We start from the raw sequence: 15,928 nt of genomic DNA on the forward strand, positions 1-15,928 counted from the left end.
GTGGTCCTCGATCTCAAGATCTGCCCGGCTTGCGGTGATCGCGCCGAACGGCCACGAGTCGAGAGCGGGCTGCTGGTGTGCGCGGTATGCGCGCACCAGTGGCCGTTCCGGCGGCTCCCGCTGTTCGCGCTGACCGGGCCGAGCGGCGCCGGAAAGTCGACGGTCGGGCCGCGGCTCGCGGAACGCCTCGGCGACCTCGCGCTCGTGGTCGAGCAGGACGTGCTGTGGACCGGGGCGCTGCGTGACGACGTCCCCGGCCATCCCGCGTTCCGCTCGACCTGGCTGCGGATGGCGGCGATGCTGCACCAGAACGGGCGGCCGGTCGTGCTCTGCGGCACCGTCGCGCCGCCCGAGTTCGAGCGGTTGCCCGAGCGCGTCTTCTTCTCCGGCATCCACTACCTCGCGCTCGTCAGTGAGCCCGAAGCGCTGCGCAAGCGTTTGCTCGCGCGGCCCGCCTGGCGCGAGTGGGACGAGGAGCGGGTCGAGGAGATGCTGGAGTTCAACGAGTGGCTGCAAGCGGAAGCGCCCTCGATGGATCCACCGGTCGAGCTGTTCGACACCACCCACATCCCGGTGGACGACGCTGTCGACCACGTCGAGAAGTGGGTGCGGGGCCTGCTTTCAGGGACGCAACGGCCAAGTACGGCCGTCGGGTGAATCCAGCCAGATCACCTGGTCTTCGCCGTCGAGGCTGAGCCCGAACCGGTCCCGCCCCGGCTCGCCGAGGCCGAGCCAATCCTCGTGCGCCGCTTCGACGATCTCCCACAGCCGCCGCGGGCCTCCTTCGGCCACTTCGAACTCGCTGCCCCGCTGCCGATGCCGCATCCATGAGCCGTCCGGATGGATCAGCGTGGTGCTCTGGCCCGCCCGCGCGGCCGTCACGCCCGGAAGGTGGAGCCCGCCGAAGAACTCGAAGCGGCTGCGGACTTCGGTGAGCACCCCCATCGGCAGCCGGGTCGGCCGCCAGGAGACGTCGCCTTCGAGCGCCTTCGACGGCTTGAAGCGGTGTGCGCGCAGCGGCATGAAGCGGCCGTCGCGGGCGAGCACCCGCCCGTGCCCCGTCGCGCCTTCTCCCGCGACGATCCGGACGAGCCCGCCGCCGATGGGCCGGTTCAGCGTGGTGACGATCAGCCCGCCCGGCATCGTCTGCTCCAGCCACGCGGGCGGGATCGACGAAACCGAACAGGTGCACAGGACCCGGTCGTAGAGCACGCCCGCCGGGAAGCCATCGGCGCCGTCGGCCGCCACGCACGAGGGCGCGTACCCGATCGTCGCGAGCCGTTCGCGCGCGGCGTCGACCAGCTCCGGATCGATGTCCACTGTGTACACGAGCCCGGAGCCGAGCCGGTGGCACAGCAGGGCGGTGTTGTAGCCGGTGCCCGTGCCGATTTCGAGTACGCGATGCCCGTCGGCGACCCGGAGCTCTTCGAGCATGATCGCCATGATCGTCGGCTGGCTGGACGAACTCGTGGGCGTTCCCGGCTGGGCGCCGAGATAGCGCGCCCGCTCCCAGAGCCCGGAGTCGTCGTCGAGCTGGACGACCAGCACATCGGGGGAGTACACGCGCCGGAGCCACTCGTCGTCGCCGCTGTCGACCGCGGCCCAGCCGTTCGCCGCCGGGACGAAGAACCGCGGCAGGAAGACGTGTCTCGGCACGGAGCGGAACGCGGTCATCCAGTGCGCGTCGTGCAGCACGCCCTCGGCGAGCAGATGCTCGACGAGGCGCCGCCGCAGCCGCGTCGCGTTCGACATCCCTCCACGGTAGCGGGGTGAGCACCAACACACCCGATGGTTGCAAGCAGAGTGCTTGCAATTGCTAGCACCCGCGCGTAGCGTTGAAGACGTCGCGAGGAGGTGACCGATGTCAGACAACGACCGGGATCAGCCCGCATCGGGTGGGCCGATGGAGAAGGTCGCGGACATCGCTTCCGACATCGGCGAGTACATCCGCCAGCAGCGCAGCAACGCGAAGATCTCCTTGCGGCAGCTGTCGAAACTCGCCGGCGTGTCCAATCCGTACCTGAGCCAGATCGAGCGCGGGGTCCGCAAGCCCAGCGCGGAGATCCTGCAGCAGATCGCCAAGGGCCTGCGTATCTCGGCCGAGGCGCTCTACGTGCAAGCGGGAATCCTCGATCTGCCGACGGGCGGCCCGGTCGGCGACGCGATCCGCGCCGACACCGAGCTGACCGAACGGCAGAAGCAGGTCCTGCTCGACGTCTACGAATCGTTCCGCCGAGAGAACGCCGCCGCGAAGCCAGAGCCGGTGGCGTCAACCCCAGAACAAGCCGCCGAATCCAAGGAGTCAGCATGACCACCGCCACGAAGAACGACCGCAAGCACACCGCTCTCGACCAGGTCCGCACGCCGCTGCTGGCCGCGCTGGGCGCCGGCAACCTGGCGGGCCAGGCCGTCGTCGACGCCGTGGCCAAGGCCAAGGAGAAGGTCGTCGAGGGCAGCGAGAGCGCCCGCAAGAACATCGAGGAGCTCCCGCACGACGTCGAGGGTCTCCGCGAGAAGCTGGACCCGGCCGAGCTGCGCAAGGTCATCGACGAGTACACCGAAGCCGCGCTGAAGCTGTACAACAAGCTGGCCGAGTCCGGTGAGCAGGCGTGGGACAAGATCGCCGCGCAGCCGCAGGTCAAGAAGGCCATCGAGCAGCTCGAGGACGCGATCAGCACCGCGCAGGACCGCGTCGAGGGTGCGACCACCGACGCCCGCGAGCGCATCGACACCGTGCTCGGCAAGGTCACCAAGGGCACCCGCTCCGCCGGCGAGAAGACCGCCCGCAAGGTGACCGAGGTCGCCGGCGAGATCGCCGACGAGGTCGAGGAGATCGGCGACGACCTCGCGCACGAGACCCGCTCGGCTTCGCGCAAGGTCGCCAACAAGACCGCGCCGAAGACCACGGCCACCACCCGCCGCACCACCACCAGCCCGGCCGCCAAGAAGCCGGCCACCGCGCCGAAGACCACCGAGAAGTAAGGTCCGCGTGAACTCCGGGCCCCCGGCACCGCCTTCGGTGCCGGGGGCCCGGGTCATTCGCCCGGTTTGACGTAAGCTGAGCTCGTGTTCGTTGCCACCTGGATCCTCATCGCCATCCATTGGGGCGGCGCGCTGACGGGGCTGTTCGCTTTCGTGCATGCGCTGTTGCAGCGTGCGGACGCGTATTCGGCCGCCGATCGGAAAACCAAGCCCATCTGGATGCTCATCACCGGTGGATCCACCGTGGTGCTGACCTTCTTCCAGTTCTACGGCGGCGGCATGATCCTGTGGCTGCCCGCGCTGGTCGCGGTCCTGGTCTACCTCGTGGACGTCCGCCCCAAGCTCATCGAGGTGCAACGCGGCGGCCGCAACTGGTGACTATCGTGGCGCTGTGACCAACTGGACCATCGCCGGAAGCCTCACCGTCGTCCCCGCCCTCTCCCGCACGGACCTGCTCGCCGAGCCCGTCGCCAAGGCGCTCGCCGCCCTGCCCGATCCGGACGCCGTCGGCGTCGTCGAGATCGACGCCGAGCTGGCCGACACCGCCGCCTTCTGCGAGGCGTACGGCTCCCCTCTTTCCGCGTCCGCGAACTGCGTCGTCGTCGCCGGCAAACGCGCCGGTGAGGTCCGCTTCGCCGCCGCGATGATCCTCGCCACCACCCGAGCCGACGTGAACGGCGTGATCAAACGCCGTCTCGACGTGCGCAAGGCGTCCTTCGCCCCCATGGACGAGGCCGTCTCGCTCACCGGAATGGAGTACGGCGGCATCACGCCGGTCGGCCTGCCCGCGGAGTGGCCGATCCTGATCGACCAGCGCGTCGCCGACGAACCCGAACTGGTCGTCGGCAGCGGTGTCCGCGGCGGCAAGCTGCTGATCTCGGGTCCGATCCTCGCGTCCTTGCCGGGTGCCGAGGTGATCGACGGTCTCGCCCGTCCCGTCGAGTGAGACTGTCCACTAAGGACTTTTCGCCGGCCTCGGCCTTCGAGGCGGGCTTCCTGGAAATCGATCCCGCGCTGCTGGCGAGGCTCGGCGAGAACCGCGCCCGCGTCCTGGCCGCGCTGACCGAGCGCCCCGTCTACGGCGTGAACACCGGGATGGGGCGGCTCGCGGGGGTCGCCGCGCCCGCGTCGAGCGCCCACCAGCGGAACCTGCTGATCGGCCGTGCCGTCGGCGGTCCGCCCTGGCTCTCGGCCGAGGAAGTGCGCTGGCTGCTGCTGGTGCGCCTGCGGGATCTGCTCGCACCCGAGGCGGGCGCCAGTCCGGAGCTGGTGACGTTCCTCGTCGACCGGCTGAACGAAGGGTTCACCCCCGCCGTACCGCGGACGGGGCTGGGCAGCGCCGGCGAGATCATCCCGCTGGCGCACGCCTTCCAGACCTTCCTTGGCGTCGGGACCGTGCTGGTGGACGGCGTCGAAACGCCTGCGGCGGAGGTGCTCGCGGAGCCGTACGAGCCAGGCCTCAAGGAGGCCGCGACCCTCATCCAGGGCTCGCCACTGGCGGAGACGCTCGCCGCGTTCGCGCGGACCGAAGTCCAGCAGGTGGCGGACCTCCAGACGCTGGCCGCCGCGGTCGCGATCGACGTTCTCGGTGCGCCGCAAGCGGTCTATCGTCCCGCGTTGGCGGGAGACGATCAGGTGCTGCGTTCGGTCCTGTACGAGATCGGCGGCCTGCTCGACGGTGCCACGGAGCGCCTGGGAGTCGTCCAGGCGCCGGTTTCGGTGCGTGTCGCGCCGCGGGCGATCGCCCATCTGACGCGGGTGAACGGTGAGCTGGGCGAGGTCCTGCGGCGTTCGTCGCCGACGGACTCGCCCGCCTTCCTCGATGGCGAATTCGTGTCCACGACGGGATTTCACGCCGTCGAACTCGGGCTGCGGATGGACGCGGTGACGGCGGCGCTGGTGCATCTCGGCGAAGTGAGCGTGCAGCGGACGCACCGGTTGCTCGACGAACGGTTCAGCGGCCTGCCCGCGCAGCTCGCGGTGGAGCCGGGGCCGCAGGCGGGGCTGGTGCCGTTGCACAAACGCGCGGTGGGGGAGCTGCACGCGCTGCGGCGGCTGGCCACGCCCGCGACGTTGGGTTCCGTCGACACTTCCGGTGGACAGGAGGACGTGCAGGCGTTCGCCTGGGCGGCGGGGAATCAGCTCCGTGACGCCTGTGCGCGGATGTTCGCCATCACCGCCTGCGAACTGATCACGGGTTCGCAGGCGCGGTGGCTGGCGGCCGGTGACGGCTCGCCCCGGCTTCGTGCCGCTTACGAGTGGCTGCGTGGGCTGGTTCCACCGGTCACCGCGTACCGGCCGCTGGGGCCCGAGGTGACCGCGTTGATCGCCGTGCTGCGGGATTCGTACTTCAACGACCTGACGACCTTGGACTAGGTACGGGCATCCGCGCGGGATTGGATCGCCAGCCCGCGCGGGGTCACCCAACGCGTGACGAGCGCGAAAACGCCTTCACACACCAAAGCCAGTACGACGACCGCGATCCCGCCCGCCAGGATCTCGCCGTGGCCGGGATCGCCGAGGGCGAAACCGTCCACAATGTACCGTCCGAGCCCGCCGCCGTCGTTGACGATCGCGCCGATCGCTACCGTCGCCACCAGTTGCAGGAACGCGACGCGAGCGCCCGCCAGGATGACCGGCGACGCGAGCGGCAACTCCAGACGCAGCATGATCTGCCACTCGCGGTAGCCGGTCCCGCGCGCGGCGTCGACGGTTTCCTGCTCCAGCTGGATGACACCCGCGTAGGTGTTCGTGAACAACGGCGGCAGCGCCAAGGCCACCAGCGCGAGCATCAACGGCCAGAAGGTCGTGTCGGCTTCGAGCCGGGAAGCCAGGAACCAGAACAGGATCACGAGCCCGAAGCTGGGGACTGCGCGGCCGATGTTCACCGCGCTCGTGGCGAGGAACTGCGCGCGGCGATAGTGCGCCAGCCACAACGCGGGCGGAATCGTCAGCACGGCGGAGATCGCCAATGCCAGCAAGGAGAACTGGAGATGCTCGACGGTCCGGTACGGCACGCCCGCCGGATCCGTCCAGCTCCAGCGATTCGGTTCGCCGAACCACTCGATGGTCTGGTCGATGATGCTCATCGCGACGCCGCCTTCCGCGACCACGGCGCCAGCGCGCGCCCACCGAGCCACAGCAGCAGATCCACCACCACGGCCAGCACCACGGAAAGCCCGACGCCGACGATGATCGACGTCGGATTCGGCGTCGCGGTCTGGATCCCGTTGCGGATGAAGTACCCGAGACCGCCCTTGCCGAGCATGGAGGTCACCGTCACGAGCCCGATGGTGGTCACCGCCGCGACTCGCAGGCCCGCGATCACCACCGGCAGCGCGAGCGGGAGTTCGACCTGCCACAGCAACCGCGAACGCGTGAAACCCATGCCTATCGCGGCTTCGCGGACTTCCTTCGGCACTTGTTCGACGCCGGTGACGATGTTGCGGATGAGGATCAGCAACGTGTACGTGGCCAAGGGAATCACCGCGGTGGCGAAGGACGTCAGCCCGGTGAAGGGCACCAGCACGGCGAAGGCGCCGAGGCTCGGGATGACGTACAACGAACCCGCCGTGCCCAGCGCGATGACGTAGAACCACTTGCGACGCAGCGAAACCGCGGAAACACCGATCGACACCACCAGCCCGATGGCGAGTGCCGCCGCGGTCAGCGTGATGTGCTCGCCGAGCCGCTCGAAGATCTCGTCGAGGTGGCGGTCCACCCACCGCCACTCGAAGAGCGGCCGTCCGCCCTGGGCGGGAACGGGGAACACGGAGGATGCTCGCACTGGCCGACCTTACCCCGATCGGGCGGCCGGATTCCGCTGTCTGGGAGCAGAGGGGGCGCAACTCTCAAAATGTGGATTCTGTCGTGACCCGGGGATACGGTGCATTCCTCTGAACGAGTCATAGGAGTGTGCACGTGCGCTGGACACGGAATGTTCGAGTGGGCGCGGTGCTCGCCGCCGCCGTCCTCGGTTTGACCGCCTGTGGGGGCGGCGAAGACACGGCGGCCCCGGCCGCGCAGAGCAAGGGCGGGGCACCGATCGTGGTCGCCTCCTTCAACTTCACCGACAGCGTGATCCTCGCCGAGCTGTACGCGAACGCGTTGGAGGCCAAGGGTTATCCGATCACCCGCAAGCTGAACCTCGCTACCCGCGAGCTGACCTACCCGGCGCTGAAATCCGGTGAACTCCAGTTCATCCCGGAATACCAGGGCGCGGCCATCAGCACCGGGTACGGCAAGGAAGCCGCGAAGGACGCGCAGGCCGAACACGAGCAGCTCAAGAAGTTGTTCGAGCCCGACGGCATCGGTCTGCTGGACTACTCGCCGGCGGAGAACAAGAACACCTACATCGTGAAGGCCGACCTGGCCAAGGAGAAGGGCCTCGCGAAGATCAGCGACCTGTCCAAGGTCGACAACGTCATCGTCGCGGGCGGGCCGGAGTGCGCGGAGCGGCTTCCCTGCTTCAAGGGCTTCACGGAGGTCTACAAGTTGAAGGCCACGTTCCAGACCGTGCAGGAGGCGGGCCCGCGCGTCGAGCAGCTGCGGTCCGGCAAGGTCACCGTCATCCCGGTCGACTCGGTGAGCCCGCTCGTCGGCGACCCGCAGTTCGTGGCGCTGGAGGACGACCTCGGCATCGTGCCGACCGAGAACGTCGTGCCCGCGGTGAACAAGAAGGTCCTCGACGAACGCGGCGCCGACTTCGCGGCCGCCGTCAACGCCGTGAGCAAGGCCCTCGACACCGTGCAGCTGCGTGAGCTGAACAAACGCGTCGACTCGGACGGCGAGAAGCCGTCGGACGTCGCGAAGGACTGGCTGAAGGAGAAGTCCCTCATCTGAGGCTCTTCGCAAATGAGATGAAGGGGCCTTTCATGGCAAATTTTGCGATGAAAGGCCCCTTCCTTGCGTCGGGGGCGACTTCAGCGCAGGGTGGCTCCCGGGTGGCGGCCCCAAGGTTGCGAAAGCCACTTTCGCAACGTTGAAGGTTGCGAAAGTGGCTTTCGCAACACGGTGTCCCGCTCTGGACCGCCTTCGCTGCCGTACTCGCGCGAGGGGCCGCCCGCTCCCCCTGCGAGCACCGGTGGAATCGTGGACGCTGTCTCGCAACACGGGTGAAAGGGAGTGGGATGGGAAAGGTCACGGCCATCGCGGAGCGCACCATCGAGGCGCCGGCGGACAAGGTCAGGTCGCTCGTGGCGGACTACGCCGAAACCCGGCCGAAGCTGCTGACCGAGCACTACCGCGACTACGAGGTCACCGAAGGCGGGGTCGGCGCGGGCACGAAGGCGCGCTGGAAGCTGCAAGCCACGTCGAAGCGGGTGCGTGACGTCGCCGCGACGGTGACCGAGCCGTCCGAAGGCACCCTCGTCGAGACCGACGCGAACTCCAGCATGGTCACCACCTGGACCGTCCGCGAGGTGCCGGAGGGCAGCCTCGTCCGTATCGAGACCACCTGGGACGGCGCGGGCGGTATCGGCGGCTTCTTCGAGAAGACCTTCGCGCCCGGCGGCCTCAAGCGGATCTACGAGGGAGTGCTCGGCAAACTCGCCGAGGTCGTGTAGCGCTCGCCACAACCGGAATGGTCGCCCCGGTTCGCTCGTTGTACCCGACGTGAATACGGGGCGACCGCCCCGCTTGAGCGACAGACTTGGAGTTACCTCGTGAACGCAACCGAGATCCGGCTCGCCTCCCGTCCGCACGGCGTCCCCACGCTCGAGAACTTCGAGATCGCCGACGTCGAGATCCCGGTACCGGGCGAGGGGCAGATCCTGGTCCGCAACCAGGTGCTGAGTGTGGACCCGTACATGCGCGGCCGGATGAGCAGCGCGAAGTCCTACGCCGAACCGTACGAGGTCGGCAAGGTCATGCACGGCGGCGCCGTCGGTGAAGTGCTCGAGTCCACCGTGGACGATTTCAAGCCCGGCGACATCGTGTTGCACGGCCTCGGCTGGCGTTCGCACGCCGTCGTCGCCGCGAAGCACGCGGTGAAGGTCGACCCCGAAGCCGCGCCGGTCACCGCGTACCTCGGTGTCCTCGGGATGACCGGGCTCACCGCGTACGCCGGACTGCTCGACGTCGCGGAGTTCAAGGAGGGTGACACCGTCTTCGTGTCCGGCGCGGCGGGCGCCGTCGGGTCCGTCGTCGGCCAGCTCGCGAAGCTGAAGGGCGCGAAGCGGGTCATCGGCAGCGCGGGCACCGACGAAAAGGTCAAGTGGCTGACCGACGAACTGGGCTTCGACGCGGCGTTCAACTACAAGGACGCCCCGGTCGCCGAGCAGCTGCGCGCGGCGGCGCCCGAGGGTATCGACGTGTACTTCGACAACGTCGGCGGCGAGCACCTCGAAGCCGCGATCGACTTGATCAACCTGCACGGCCGGATGGCGATCTGCGGGATGATCTCGGTCTACAACAACACCGAACCGGCCGCGGCGCCGCGCAACCTCGCGTCGATCATCGCGAAGCGGTTCACCATGCGCGGCATGCTGGTCGGCGACCACTACGCGCTGCAGCCGCAGTTCGTCAAGGAGGTCGCGCCGCTGGTCGCCTCCGGCGAGCTCAAGTACTCGGAGACCATTGTGGACGGTATCCGCAACGCGCCGCAGGCCTTCCTTGACCTGCTGGGCGGGGCGAACACCGGCAAGATGCTGGTCCGCGTCTGACCCGGCGCTGAAGGACGCTTTCCCCGCGTCTCATGCGAGGAAAGCGTCCTTCAGCTCTCAGTACTGCGTCGTGAGCGCGCCTTCCGTCAGCGCGGCGTCCAGCGCCTCCGCCGACATGTCCAGCTTCATCTGGTCACGGAAGATCTGGCCGGCGGTCGGCAGGCTGGAGCGCTCCGGCCAGGTTTCCGGCTTCCACAGCGACGACCGCAGGAAAGCCTTGGCGCAGTGCATGTACAGCTCTTCGACCTCGACCATGATCGCCAGCGCGGGCCGTTTCCCCTTGACCACGAGGTCGTCGAAGAACGGCGCGTCCGCCACCAGTTTCGCGCGGCCGTTGATCCGCAGCGTCTCGTTCATCCCCGGGATCAGGAACAGCAGCCCGGCGTGCGGGTTCTCGAGGATGTTGGTCTGGCTGTCGAGCAGTTTGTTGCCCGGGCGGTCCGCCAGCACCAGCGTCTTGTCGTCGAGCACCTTCACCGAACCGGCCGGGTCGCCCCGCGGGGAGACGTCACAGGTCCCGTCGGACGACGCCGTCGCCAGCAGGTAGAACGGCGAGTGCTCGATCAGCGTGCGCGCGTGCGGATCGAGGAAGGGGATGATCTTCCCCTTGGTGCGCTCGGCCGGGTGGCCGAGGTGCTCACGCAGCGCTTCGCGCGTCTCGATCACTTTGATCTCTGAGGTCCCCATGACCCCAGTGAACCACTAGGCGCTGTCCTGTGGGTCTGTCCGCGGTCTTCGCGCCCAGGTGCTCCCTGACGGCACGGGCGGGCTCGGCCGAGTACGACCCGGTACGAGGCCGACCCGCCCGCACCGCCAGGAACCACCTGGATCACGAAGCCCATCGAACAGACCCACAGGACAGCGCCTAGAACACGACAGTCCGGTTCCCGTGCACCAGCACGCGGCCTTCGAGGTGCCACCGCAGCCCGCGCGCCAGCGTCACCTTCTCGATGTCGCGGCCCTTGCGGACCATGTCCTCGACGGAGTCGCCGTGGTCGACCCGGATGACGTCCTGGTCGACGATCGGCCCCGCGTCGAGGTCCGCGGTGACGTAGTGGCAGGTCGCGCCGATGAGCTTCACCCCGCGCGCGTGGGCCTGGTGGTACGGCCGCGCGCCGACGAACGACGGCAGGAAGCTGTGGTGGATGTTGAGCGCCCGCCCGGCCCACGCCTCGCAGAGTTCCGGCGGCAGGACCTGCATGAACCGGGCGAGGACGACGGCGTGCGGGTCGTGCTCGTCGACGAGTTTCCGCACTTCGGCGAACGCCGACGCCTTGGCGCCCGCGTCACCCGCGGGGAACGGGACGTGGTGGAACGGGATGCCGTGGGCGCGGGTGATGTCGCCCAGCGAAGCGTGGTTGCCGATGACGGCGGCGACGTCGACGTCCAGTTCGCCGGAGGCGACGCGGCCGAGGAGGTCGTAGAGGCAGTGCCCGGCCTTGGAGACGAGGATCACGGCGCGACGGCGCTCACCGGTGTCGCTGACCTGCCAGCTCGATTCGGCCGAAAGCGACTTCGCGACTTCGGCGAAGCGGGTGCGCAGTTCGGCGGCGTCGAACGGGAGCGAGTCGGCGCGCACGACCTGGCGGGTGAAGAACCAGCCGGTGTCGGGGTCCGTGTGGTACGCCGCTTCGACGATCCAACCGCCGTGTTCGGCGAGGAAGCCCGAGATGCGGGCGATGATGCCGGTGCGGTCAGGGCAGCCGAAGGAGATCACATAGCGACGTTCAGGGTTCGACACGGACTCCATTGTCGCTGGTCCCGGCCGCCGCGCGGCGCCGGGTCAGTATCCGGACACGGACCCGCCGCCCGACCTCGATCGCCGCGACCAGCAGCAGGCCGAGCGCGAAGGACAGCAGAAGGCCCTTCTCCGGCTCGTCCGCGAAGGCCGCTCCGCCGACGAGACCGATGAGGACGCTGTACACCGCCCAGATGCTCGCGCCGAGGGCGTCGAGCGGAACGAACTTCCGCGGCGGATAGCCGAGGCTGCCGTTGGCGAGCCCGCTCGCGACCCGGCCTCCCGGCAGGTAGCGGGCGGCGAGGATCAGCAGGACGGCGTTGCGCCGCACCTGGATCTTCGCCCATTCGTAGCGCCGGACCCCGTCCGGGCCGCGCTGCAGGCGGGCGAGTGCTCGCGGACCCGCGGCCGCGCCGACGGTGTAGCCGAGACAGTCGCCCAGCCAGGCTCCGAGCGCGGCGACCAGCGCGAGCAGCGCCAGCTGGGGGAAGTCCGTGCCGATCAGGACGGCGACGGTGATGACGGTGGTCTCGCTCGGCATGAACGGCAGGAGTGCGTCCAACCCGGACACCAGGAACACGATCACCCACAGCCAGGGCGATCCGAGCGTGCCCTCGAGCAGCCCGGTGACGTACTCCAGCAGTTCCACGGTTCCATGGTGATCACCGCAGGTCGCTTTGGGGTGACGGAGCGGGGTTCGACCGGTGAATTCCTAGTCCGGGGCCACCGAGGACCACGGCACGGTGAGTTCACCGAGCCGCCACCGCGACGGCCGGTTCAGCACCGGCCAGCCCCGGGCCGTGAGCAGATGGACGGCATGCGCCCAGCGGGCGCGGACGCCGAAGTTCTGGTGTGGCGCCGCCGTCGCCCAGCAGATGTCCAAAAGGGACAGTAGTTCGTGGACTCGTTCGCCGGGAACGTTGCGGTGGATGAGGATCTTGGGCAGGCGTTCGGCCACTGTGGACGGACGTTCCAGGCTGGCGAGATGAACGGACAGGGTCAGGCTGCGCGGCCCGCCGGAGCCGACCGCGACCCAGGTGCTGAGCCGCCCGATCTCGTCGCAGGTGCCTTCGACGAGCAGTCCGCCCGGCGCCATCGCGTCCAGCATCAGCGACCAGGCGCCCGGGACCTCGGCCTCGTCGTACTGGCGCAGCACGTTGAACGCGCGCACCAGCACCGGCCGCGTCCCGGCGAGTTCGAAACCGCCGCGCCGGAAGTCCAGCCACGGCCGGTCGACGGCGGTCTGCGCGACGGCGACCCGTTCGGCGTCCAGCTCCAGGCCCAGCACCCGGACGTCGCGCCGGACCGTGCGCAGCCGTCGTGCCATCTCGACCGTGGTCACCGGTGAGGCGCCGTAGCCGAGGTCCACCACGAGCGGTTCGTCCGCGCGGTGCAGCAGCCGGGTCACGTCAGGGTCGCTCGCGAGCCATCGGTCGACGCGGCGGAGCCGGTTGGGGTTGGTCGTGCCCCGTGTCGGTGCCCCGACCGGTTTCAGCGCTCGGCCAGCCACTTCGCGACGAATTCGGCCTCGCGTTCCAGCAGCTTGGTGACCTGTTCGGCGATCACGCCCTCCAGCTTCCCGCCGACGAACGGGATCCGCACCTTGACCTCGCCGCTGTTGACCAGCGTCGTCCGCTCGCCTTCGCCGGTCAGCGACGTCTTCGCGGTGATCTCACCCGGCACGCCCGACACCGACGCCGTCGCGGTGCCGGTGTAGCCGGACCCGGCGGTCTTCCAGGTCTGCTCTCGCTCGACGATCAGATCGCCCCGGTGCAGTGTCCGCACGGCCGACGGGAGCTTGTCCGAGCTGATGCCCTGGCGCAGCTTGTAGCGCACACCGTCCCCGGCCGGGGCGTACTCCAGCAGCTCCGCGTCGTCGCCGCCGATCTCCTCCAGCCTCGCCCGCAGCGCCGCCTCGCCGGCGACCGCGTCGAACGTGGTCGCGAGGTCTGCGGAGAACGTCGATCGGTGCTCGATACGGGAGGCCATGGCGCCAGACAGTACCGTTCACGGGCGTGAGCACTGCCGAAACTCCCACCCTCGCCGACCACACGACGTTGCGCCTCGGCGGCAAGGCCCGGTGTTTCGCCGAGGCGAAGACCGTGCGGGCCCTGGTCGACGCGGTCCGCGAGGCCGACGAAGCCGGTGAGCCGGTCCTGCTGCTCGGCGGCGGCTCGAACCTCGTCGTCTCCGACGAAGGCTTCGAGGGCACGGTGCTGAAGGTCGGCACCAGCGGCTGGACACGTGACGGGGATCTCGTCGAGGTCGCGGCGGGGGAGAACTGGGACGGTTTCGTCGAGGGTTTGGTCGCCGACGGCGCCGGCGGGCTCGAATGCCTGTCCGGGATCCCCGGTTCGGTCGGCGCGACGCCGATCCAGAACGTCGGCGCGTACGGCTGCGAGGTGGCCGAATCCCTGGTCTCGGTCGACCTCTACGACCGTGCCACCCGCGAGATCCGCACGCTGAGTGCCGAAGAGCTCGGCTTCGGCTACCGCACGTCGATCCTGAAGGGGACCGACGCGGGCGTCGTGCTCACCGTGCGCTTCAAGGTCACCGAAGACGGCCTCTCCGCGCCGATCCGCTACGCCGAACTCGCTCGCACGCTCGGCGTCGAGATCGGTGACCGGGTCCCGGCGGCCGAAGCCCGCGAAGCCGTCCTCGGGCTGCGTCGCGGCAAGGGCATGGTCCTGGACGCCGACGATCACGACACGTGGAGCGCGGGCTCGTTCTTCACCAACCCGATCATCGGGGAGACGCGGCTGGCGAAGGTGCTGGCGGGGATCGTGGAGGTCGTCGGCGAGGACGTGCGCGTGCCGCAGTACCCGGCGCCGGGCGGCACGAAGCTGTCCGCCGCGTGGCTGATCGAGCGGGCCGGGTTCGCGAAGGGGCACGAAGGGCCCGGCGGCAGGGTCTCGCTGTCGACGAAGCACACGCTCGCGCTCACGAACCGCGGCAAAGCCTCGACTGAGGACCTTCTCGCTCTGGCGCGCGAAGTGCGCGACGGCGTCGAGGCTCGCTTCGGCGTTTCGCTGCACCCGGAACCCTTGTTGATCAACTGCTCGCTCTGACCCCCTCCCGCATTTAGTCCTCTGAATGCGGTACTTGCACGCGCAAAGATCGCATTCAGAGGACTAAATGCGGGAGGTGAACAACCCCGCGCCGTCCCCGTGCGTCTATCCCCGTGAGGGGCGCGGGTGAGTTCCGTCGCCGCGGGTAACGTCGGAGAGGTTCCCAGCGCTGAGCGGGTAGGGGCTCGCGGGGATCTTCATGGGAGGTACTAGTGATCGAACGGCGCACGGTGTTCAAGGCCGCGCTCGCCGCGGGGGCGGCCATGCTGGCCGCTGCCTGCTCCAGCGGAGAAGACGGCAACGCCAAACCGGAAGGCAGCGGCGGCGCGGAGCAGAACGCCGCCCCGGTCGCCAAGATCACCGCCGAACCCGCCGCCGACGCCAAGGACGCCTCCGTGGTGACGCCCGTCGTGGTGAAGGTCGCCGACGGCAAGCTCACCGAGGTCAAGGTCACCGGGGACAACGGCAAGGAGGTCAAGGGTGAGCTTTCCCCCGATGGGCTCACCTGGACCAGTACCGAGGTCCTCGGCTACGGCAAGACGTACACCTACGCCGCGAAGGCCACCGGCAGCGACGACAAGCCGGCCGAGTTCAAGGGCTCGTTCAGCACGGTCAAACCCGCCAAGGAGATTCGCGCCACGCTGAACCCGACCGACGACGCCGAGGTCGGCGTCGCGATGCCGATCAGCGTGAAGTTCGCGTCCCCGGTCAAGGACAAGGCGGCCGCCGAGAAGGCGCTCAAGGTGAAGACCGACAAGGACGTCGAGGGCTCCTGGGGCTGGCTGTCGGACACGCAGGTCGACTGGCGGCCCAAGGAGTACTGGCCCGCCAACATCAAGGTCAACGTCGAGGCGAAGCTCTACGGCGTCGCGCTCGGCGGCGGCGCGTACGGCAAGGCCGACGTGACCACCGAGTTCAAGATCGGCCGCAACCAGGTGGTCAAGATCCACACCCCGGACCATGTGATGAAGGTCTACCGGGGCGGCGCGGAATCGGCGAGCTACCCGTGCTCGAACGGGCTCGACTCCGACGTCCAGCGCAACACCCCGAACGGCACGTTCATCGTGATGACGAAGGAGCCGACGGCGCGGTTCGACAACGCGCGCTACGGCTACACCAACGTCAACAAGAAGTGGGCCTGCCGGATCTCGAACAACGGCGAGTACATCCACGAGAACCAGGACAACGCGGCGAACATCGGCAAGGCCAACACCTCGCACGGCTGCGTGAACCTGCTCGAGGCGGACGCGAAGAAGTACTTCGACACGGCGATGATCGGCGACCCGGTCGAGATCACCGGGTCGAAACTGGGCAGTCCGACCAAATCGGACGTCAAGGACTGGTTCTACGACTGGAAGTCCTGGAAGGCACTCTCGGCGGTCAAGTAGCCGGTCGGCCTCGTGAGTGGCAAGGACGGTTCTAACCGTCCTTGCCACTCACGAGCCGCACGCATTCCGGAACCTCATAGGCTGACGCCC

18 protein-coding genes and 1 pseudogene are annotated in these 15,928 nt (G+C 68.9%); 11 read left to right on the plus strand and 8 right to left on the minus strand.

Going from position 1 to position 15,928, the window contains the following annotated elements; genetic code table 11:
- Complete coding sequence (locus ACZ3HL_RS19200; protein WP_465532590.1) at positions 1 to 657, plus strand: P-loop nucleotide/nucleoside kinase family protein; 657 nt, start codon at positions 1 to 3, stop codon at positions 655 to 657.
- Here the strand turns inward: ACZ3HL_RS19200 and ACZ3HL_RS19205 are convergent.
- On the minus strand, positions 622 to 1,752 hold the full coding sequence (locus tag ACZ3HL_RS19205) for a methyltransferase domain-containing protein (RefSeq protein ID WP_465532592.1): 1,131 nt from the start codon (positions 1,750 to 1,752) through the stop codon (positions 622 to 624). The genes ACZ3HL_RS19200 and ACZ3HL_RS19205 overlap by 36 nt on opposite strands.
- Positions 1,753 to 1,903: 151 nt before the next feature.
- On the opposite strand from ACZ3HL_RS19205, the gene ACZ3HL_RS19210 reads away from it, so the two are divergent.
- The 5 genes and pseudogenes from ACZ3HL_RS19210 to ACZ3HL_RS19230 form a co-directional block, all read left to right on the plus strand.
- Entirely contained in the window at positions 1,904 to 2,311 is a 408-nt protein-coding gene (locus tag ACZ3HL_RS19210; protein ID WP_465415915.1) for a helix-turn-helix domain-containing protein, read from the plus strand.
- A complete protein-coding gene (locus ACZ3HL_RS19215) occupies positions 2,308 to 2,982 on the plus strand; it encodes a hypothetical protein (protein WP_465415727.1) in 675 nt (224 codons plus the stop codon). Before ACZ3HL_RS19210 ends, ACZ3HL_RS19215 begins: the two co-directional genes overlap by 4 nt.
- Before the next feature lie 84 nt (positions 2,983 to 3,066).
- Positions 3,067 to 3,360, plus strand: a complete 294-nt coding sequence (locus tag ACZ3HL_RS19220) for a DUF2516 family protein (RefSeq protein ID WP_034310520.1) — start codon at positions 3,067 to 3,069, stop codon at positions 3,358 to 3,360.
- A 13-nt stretch (positions 3,361 to 3,373) separates the two neighbouring features.
- Positions 3,374 to 3,928: a YbaK/EbsC family protein gene (locus ACZ3HL_RS19225; protein WP_465532594.1), complete on the plus strand. Its 555-nt coding sequence runs from the start codon at positions 3,374 to 3,376 to the stop codon at positions 3,926 to 3,928.
- Positions 3,925 to 5,352 (plus strand): annotated as a pseudogene (locus tag ACZ3HL_RS19230) (aromatic amino acid lyase); the annotation flags it as partial. The gene ACZ3HL_RS19225 and the pseudogene ACZ3HL_RS19230, both read left to right, overlap by 4 nt.
- Before the next feature lie 2 nt (positions 5,353 to 5,354).
- On the opposite strand, the gene ACZ3HL_RS19235 reads toward ACZ3HL_RS19230, so the two are convergent.
- Both ACZ3HL_RS19235 and ACZ3HL_RS19240 read right to left on the minus strand, forming a co-directional pair.
- Complete coding sequence (locus ACZ3HL_RS19235) at positions 5,355 to 6,071, minus strand: ABC transporter permease (RefSeq protein WP_465532596.1); 717 nt, start codon at positions 6,069 to 6,071, stop codon at positions 5,355 to 5,357.
- Positions 6,068 to 6,754 (minus strand): ABC transporter permease, encoded by a 687-nt coding sequence (locus ACZ3HL_RS19240; protein WP_465415913.1) that lies wholly within the window; start codon positions 6,752 to 6,754, stop codon positions 6,068 to 6,070. The genes ACZ3HL_RS19235 and ACZ3HL_RS19240 overlap by 4 nt, the downstream gene beginning before the upstream one ends.
- Positions 6,755 to 6,903: 149 nt before the next feature.
- Between ACZ3HL_RS19240 and ACZ3HL_RS19245 the strand changes: the two genes are divergently transcribed.
- From ACZ3HL_RS19245 to ACZ3HL_RS19255, 3 genes are all read left to right on the plus strand, one after another.
- On the plus strand, positions 6,904 to 7,824 hold the full coding sequence (locus ACZ3HL_RS19245) for an ABC transporter substrate-binding protein (protein ID WP_465415720.1): 921 nt from the start codon (positions 6,904 to 6,906) through the stop codon (positions 7,822 to 7,824).
- A 287-nt stretch (positions 7,825 to 8,111) separates the two neighbouring features.
- Positions 8,112 to 8,546, plus strand: a complete 435-nt coding sequence (locus tag ACZ3HL_RS19250) for an SRPBCC family protein (protein WP_465415718.1) — start codon at positions 8,112 to 8,114, stop codon at positions 8,544 to 8,546.
- A 99-nt stretch (positions 8,547 to 8,645) separates the two neighbouring features.
- Positions 8,646 to 9,644 (plus strand): NADP-dependent oxidoreductase, encoded by a 999-nt coding sequence (locus ACZ3HL_RS19255; RefSeq protein ID WP_465532598.1) that lies wholly within the window; start codon positions 8,646 to 8,648, stop codon positions 9,642 to 9,644.
- A gap of 57 nt (positions 9,645 to 9,701) precedes the next feature.
- Here the strand turns inward: ACZ3HL_RS19255 and ACZ3HL_RS19260 are convergent, their stop codons facing one another.
- From ACZ3HL_RS19260 to ACZ3HL_RS19280, 5 genes are all read right to left on the minus strand, one after another.
- The gene (locus ACZ3HL_RS19260) at positions 9,702 to 10,331 is read right to left on the minus strand and encodes a pyridoxamine 5'-phosphate oxidase family protein (RefSeq protein ID WP_034310533.1); all 630 of its coding nucleotides are present in this window, start codon (positions 10,329 to 10,331) and stop codon (positions 9,702 to 9,704) included.
- Between the two features lie 178 nt (positions 10,332 to 10,509).
- Entirely contained in the window at positions 10,510 to 11,394 is an 885-nt protein-coding gene (gene purU, locus ACZ3HL_RS19265) for a formyltetrahydrofolate deformylase (protein WP_465532600.1), read from the minus strand.
- Positions 11,372 to 12,031 (minus strand): DedA family protein, encoded by a 660-nt coding sequence (locus tag ACZ3HL_RS19270; protein ID WP_465415709.1) that lies wholly within the window; start codon positions 12,029 to 12,031, stop codon positions 11,372 to 11,374. The genes purU and ACZ3HL_RS19270 overlap by 23 nt, the downstream gene beginning before the upstream one ends.
- A 63-nt stretch (positions 12,032 to 12,094) precedes the next feature.
- Positions 12,095 to 12,892 (minus strand): class I SAM-dependent methyltransferase, encoded by a 798-nt coding sequence (locus tag ACZ3HL_RS19275; protein WP_465415707.1) that lies wholly within the window; start codon positions 12,890 to 12,892, stop codon positions 12,095 to 12,097.
- Entirely contained in the window at positions 12,874 to 13,371 is a 498-nt protein-coding gene (locus ACZ3HL_RS19280) for a DUF2505 domain-containing protein (protein ID WP_465415705.1), read from the minus strand. The genes ACZ3HL_RS19275 and ACZ3HL_RS19280 overlap by 19 nt, the downstream gene beginning before the upstream one ends.
- Before the next feature lie 26 nt (positions 13,372 to 13,397).
- Between ACZ3HL_RS19280 and ACZ3HL_RS19285 the strand changes: the two genes are divergently transcribed.
- Together ACZ3HL_RS19285 and ACZ3HL_RS19290 are read left to right on the plus strand one after the other, a co-directional pair.
- Positions 13,398 to 14,450 (plus strand): UDP-N-acetylmuramate dehydrogenase, encoded by a 1,053-nt coding sequence (locus ACZ3HL_RS19285; protein ID WP_465532602.1) that lies wholly within the window; start codon positions 13,398 to 13,400, stop codon positions 14,448 to 14,450.
- A 212-nt stretch (positions 14,451 to 14,662) separates the two neighbouring features.
- Entirely contained in the window at positions 14,663 to 15,838 is a 1,176-nt protein-coding gene (locus ACZ3HL_RS19290) for a L,D-transpeptidase (protein ID WP_465415701.1), read from the plus strand.
- Positions 15,839 to 15,928 lie beyond the last annotated feature (90 nt).

It is taken from the genome of Amycolatopsis sp. NPDC000009 (assembly GCF_055563465.1).

Bases quoted from the DNA above. Each gene is read 5' to 3' on its own strand.
- ACZ3HL_RS19250 (WP_465415718.1), top strand. From the start codon at position 8,112: ATGGGAAAGGTCACGGCCATCGCGGAGCGCACCATCGAGGCGCCGGCG.
- ACZ3HL_RS19280 (WP_465415705.1), bottom strand. From the start codon at position 13,371: ATGGCCTCCCGTATCGAGCACCGATCGACGTTCTCCGCAGACCTCGCG.
- purU (WP_465532600.1), bottom strand. From the start codon at position 11,394: ATGGAGTCCGTGTCGAACCCTGAACGTCGCTATGTGATCTCCTTCGGC.
- ACZ3HL_RS19215 (WP_465415727.1), top strand. From the start codon at position 2,308: ATGACCACCGCCACGAAGAACGACCGCAAGCACACCGCTCTCGACCAG.
- ACZ3HL_RS19210 (WP_465415915.1), top strand. From the start codon at position 1,904: ATGGAGAAGGTCGCGGACATCGCTTCCGACATCGGCGAGTACATCCGC.
- ACZ3HL_RS19235 (WP_465532596.1), bottom strand. From the start codon at position 6,071: ATGAGCATCATCGACCAGACCATCGAGTGGTTCGGCGAACCGAATCGC.
- ACZ3HL_RS19260 (WP_034310533.1), bottom strand. From the start codon at position 10,331: ATGGGGACCTCAGAGATCAAAGTGATCGAGACGCGCGAAGCGCTGCGT.
- ACZ3HL_RS19205 (WP_465532592.1), bottom strand. From the start codon at position 1,752: ATGTCGAACGCGACGCGGCTGCGGCGGCGCCTCGTCGAGCATCTGCTC.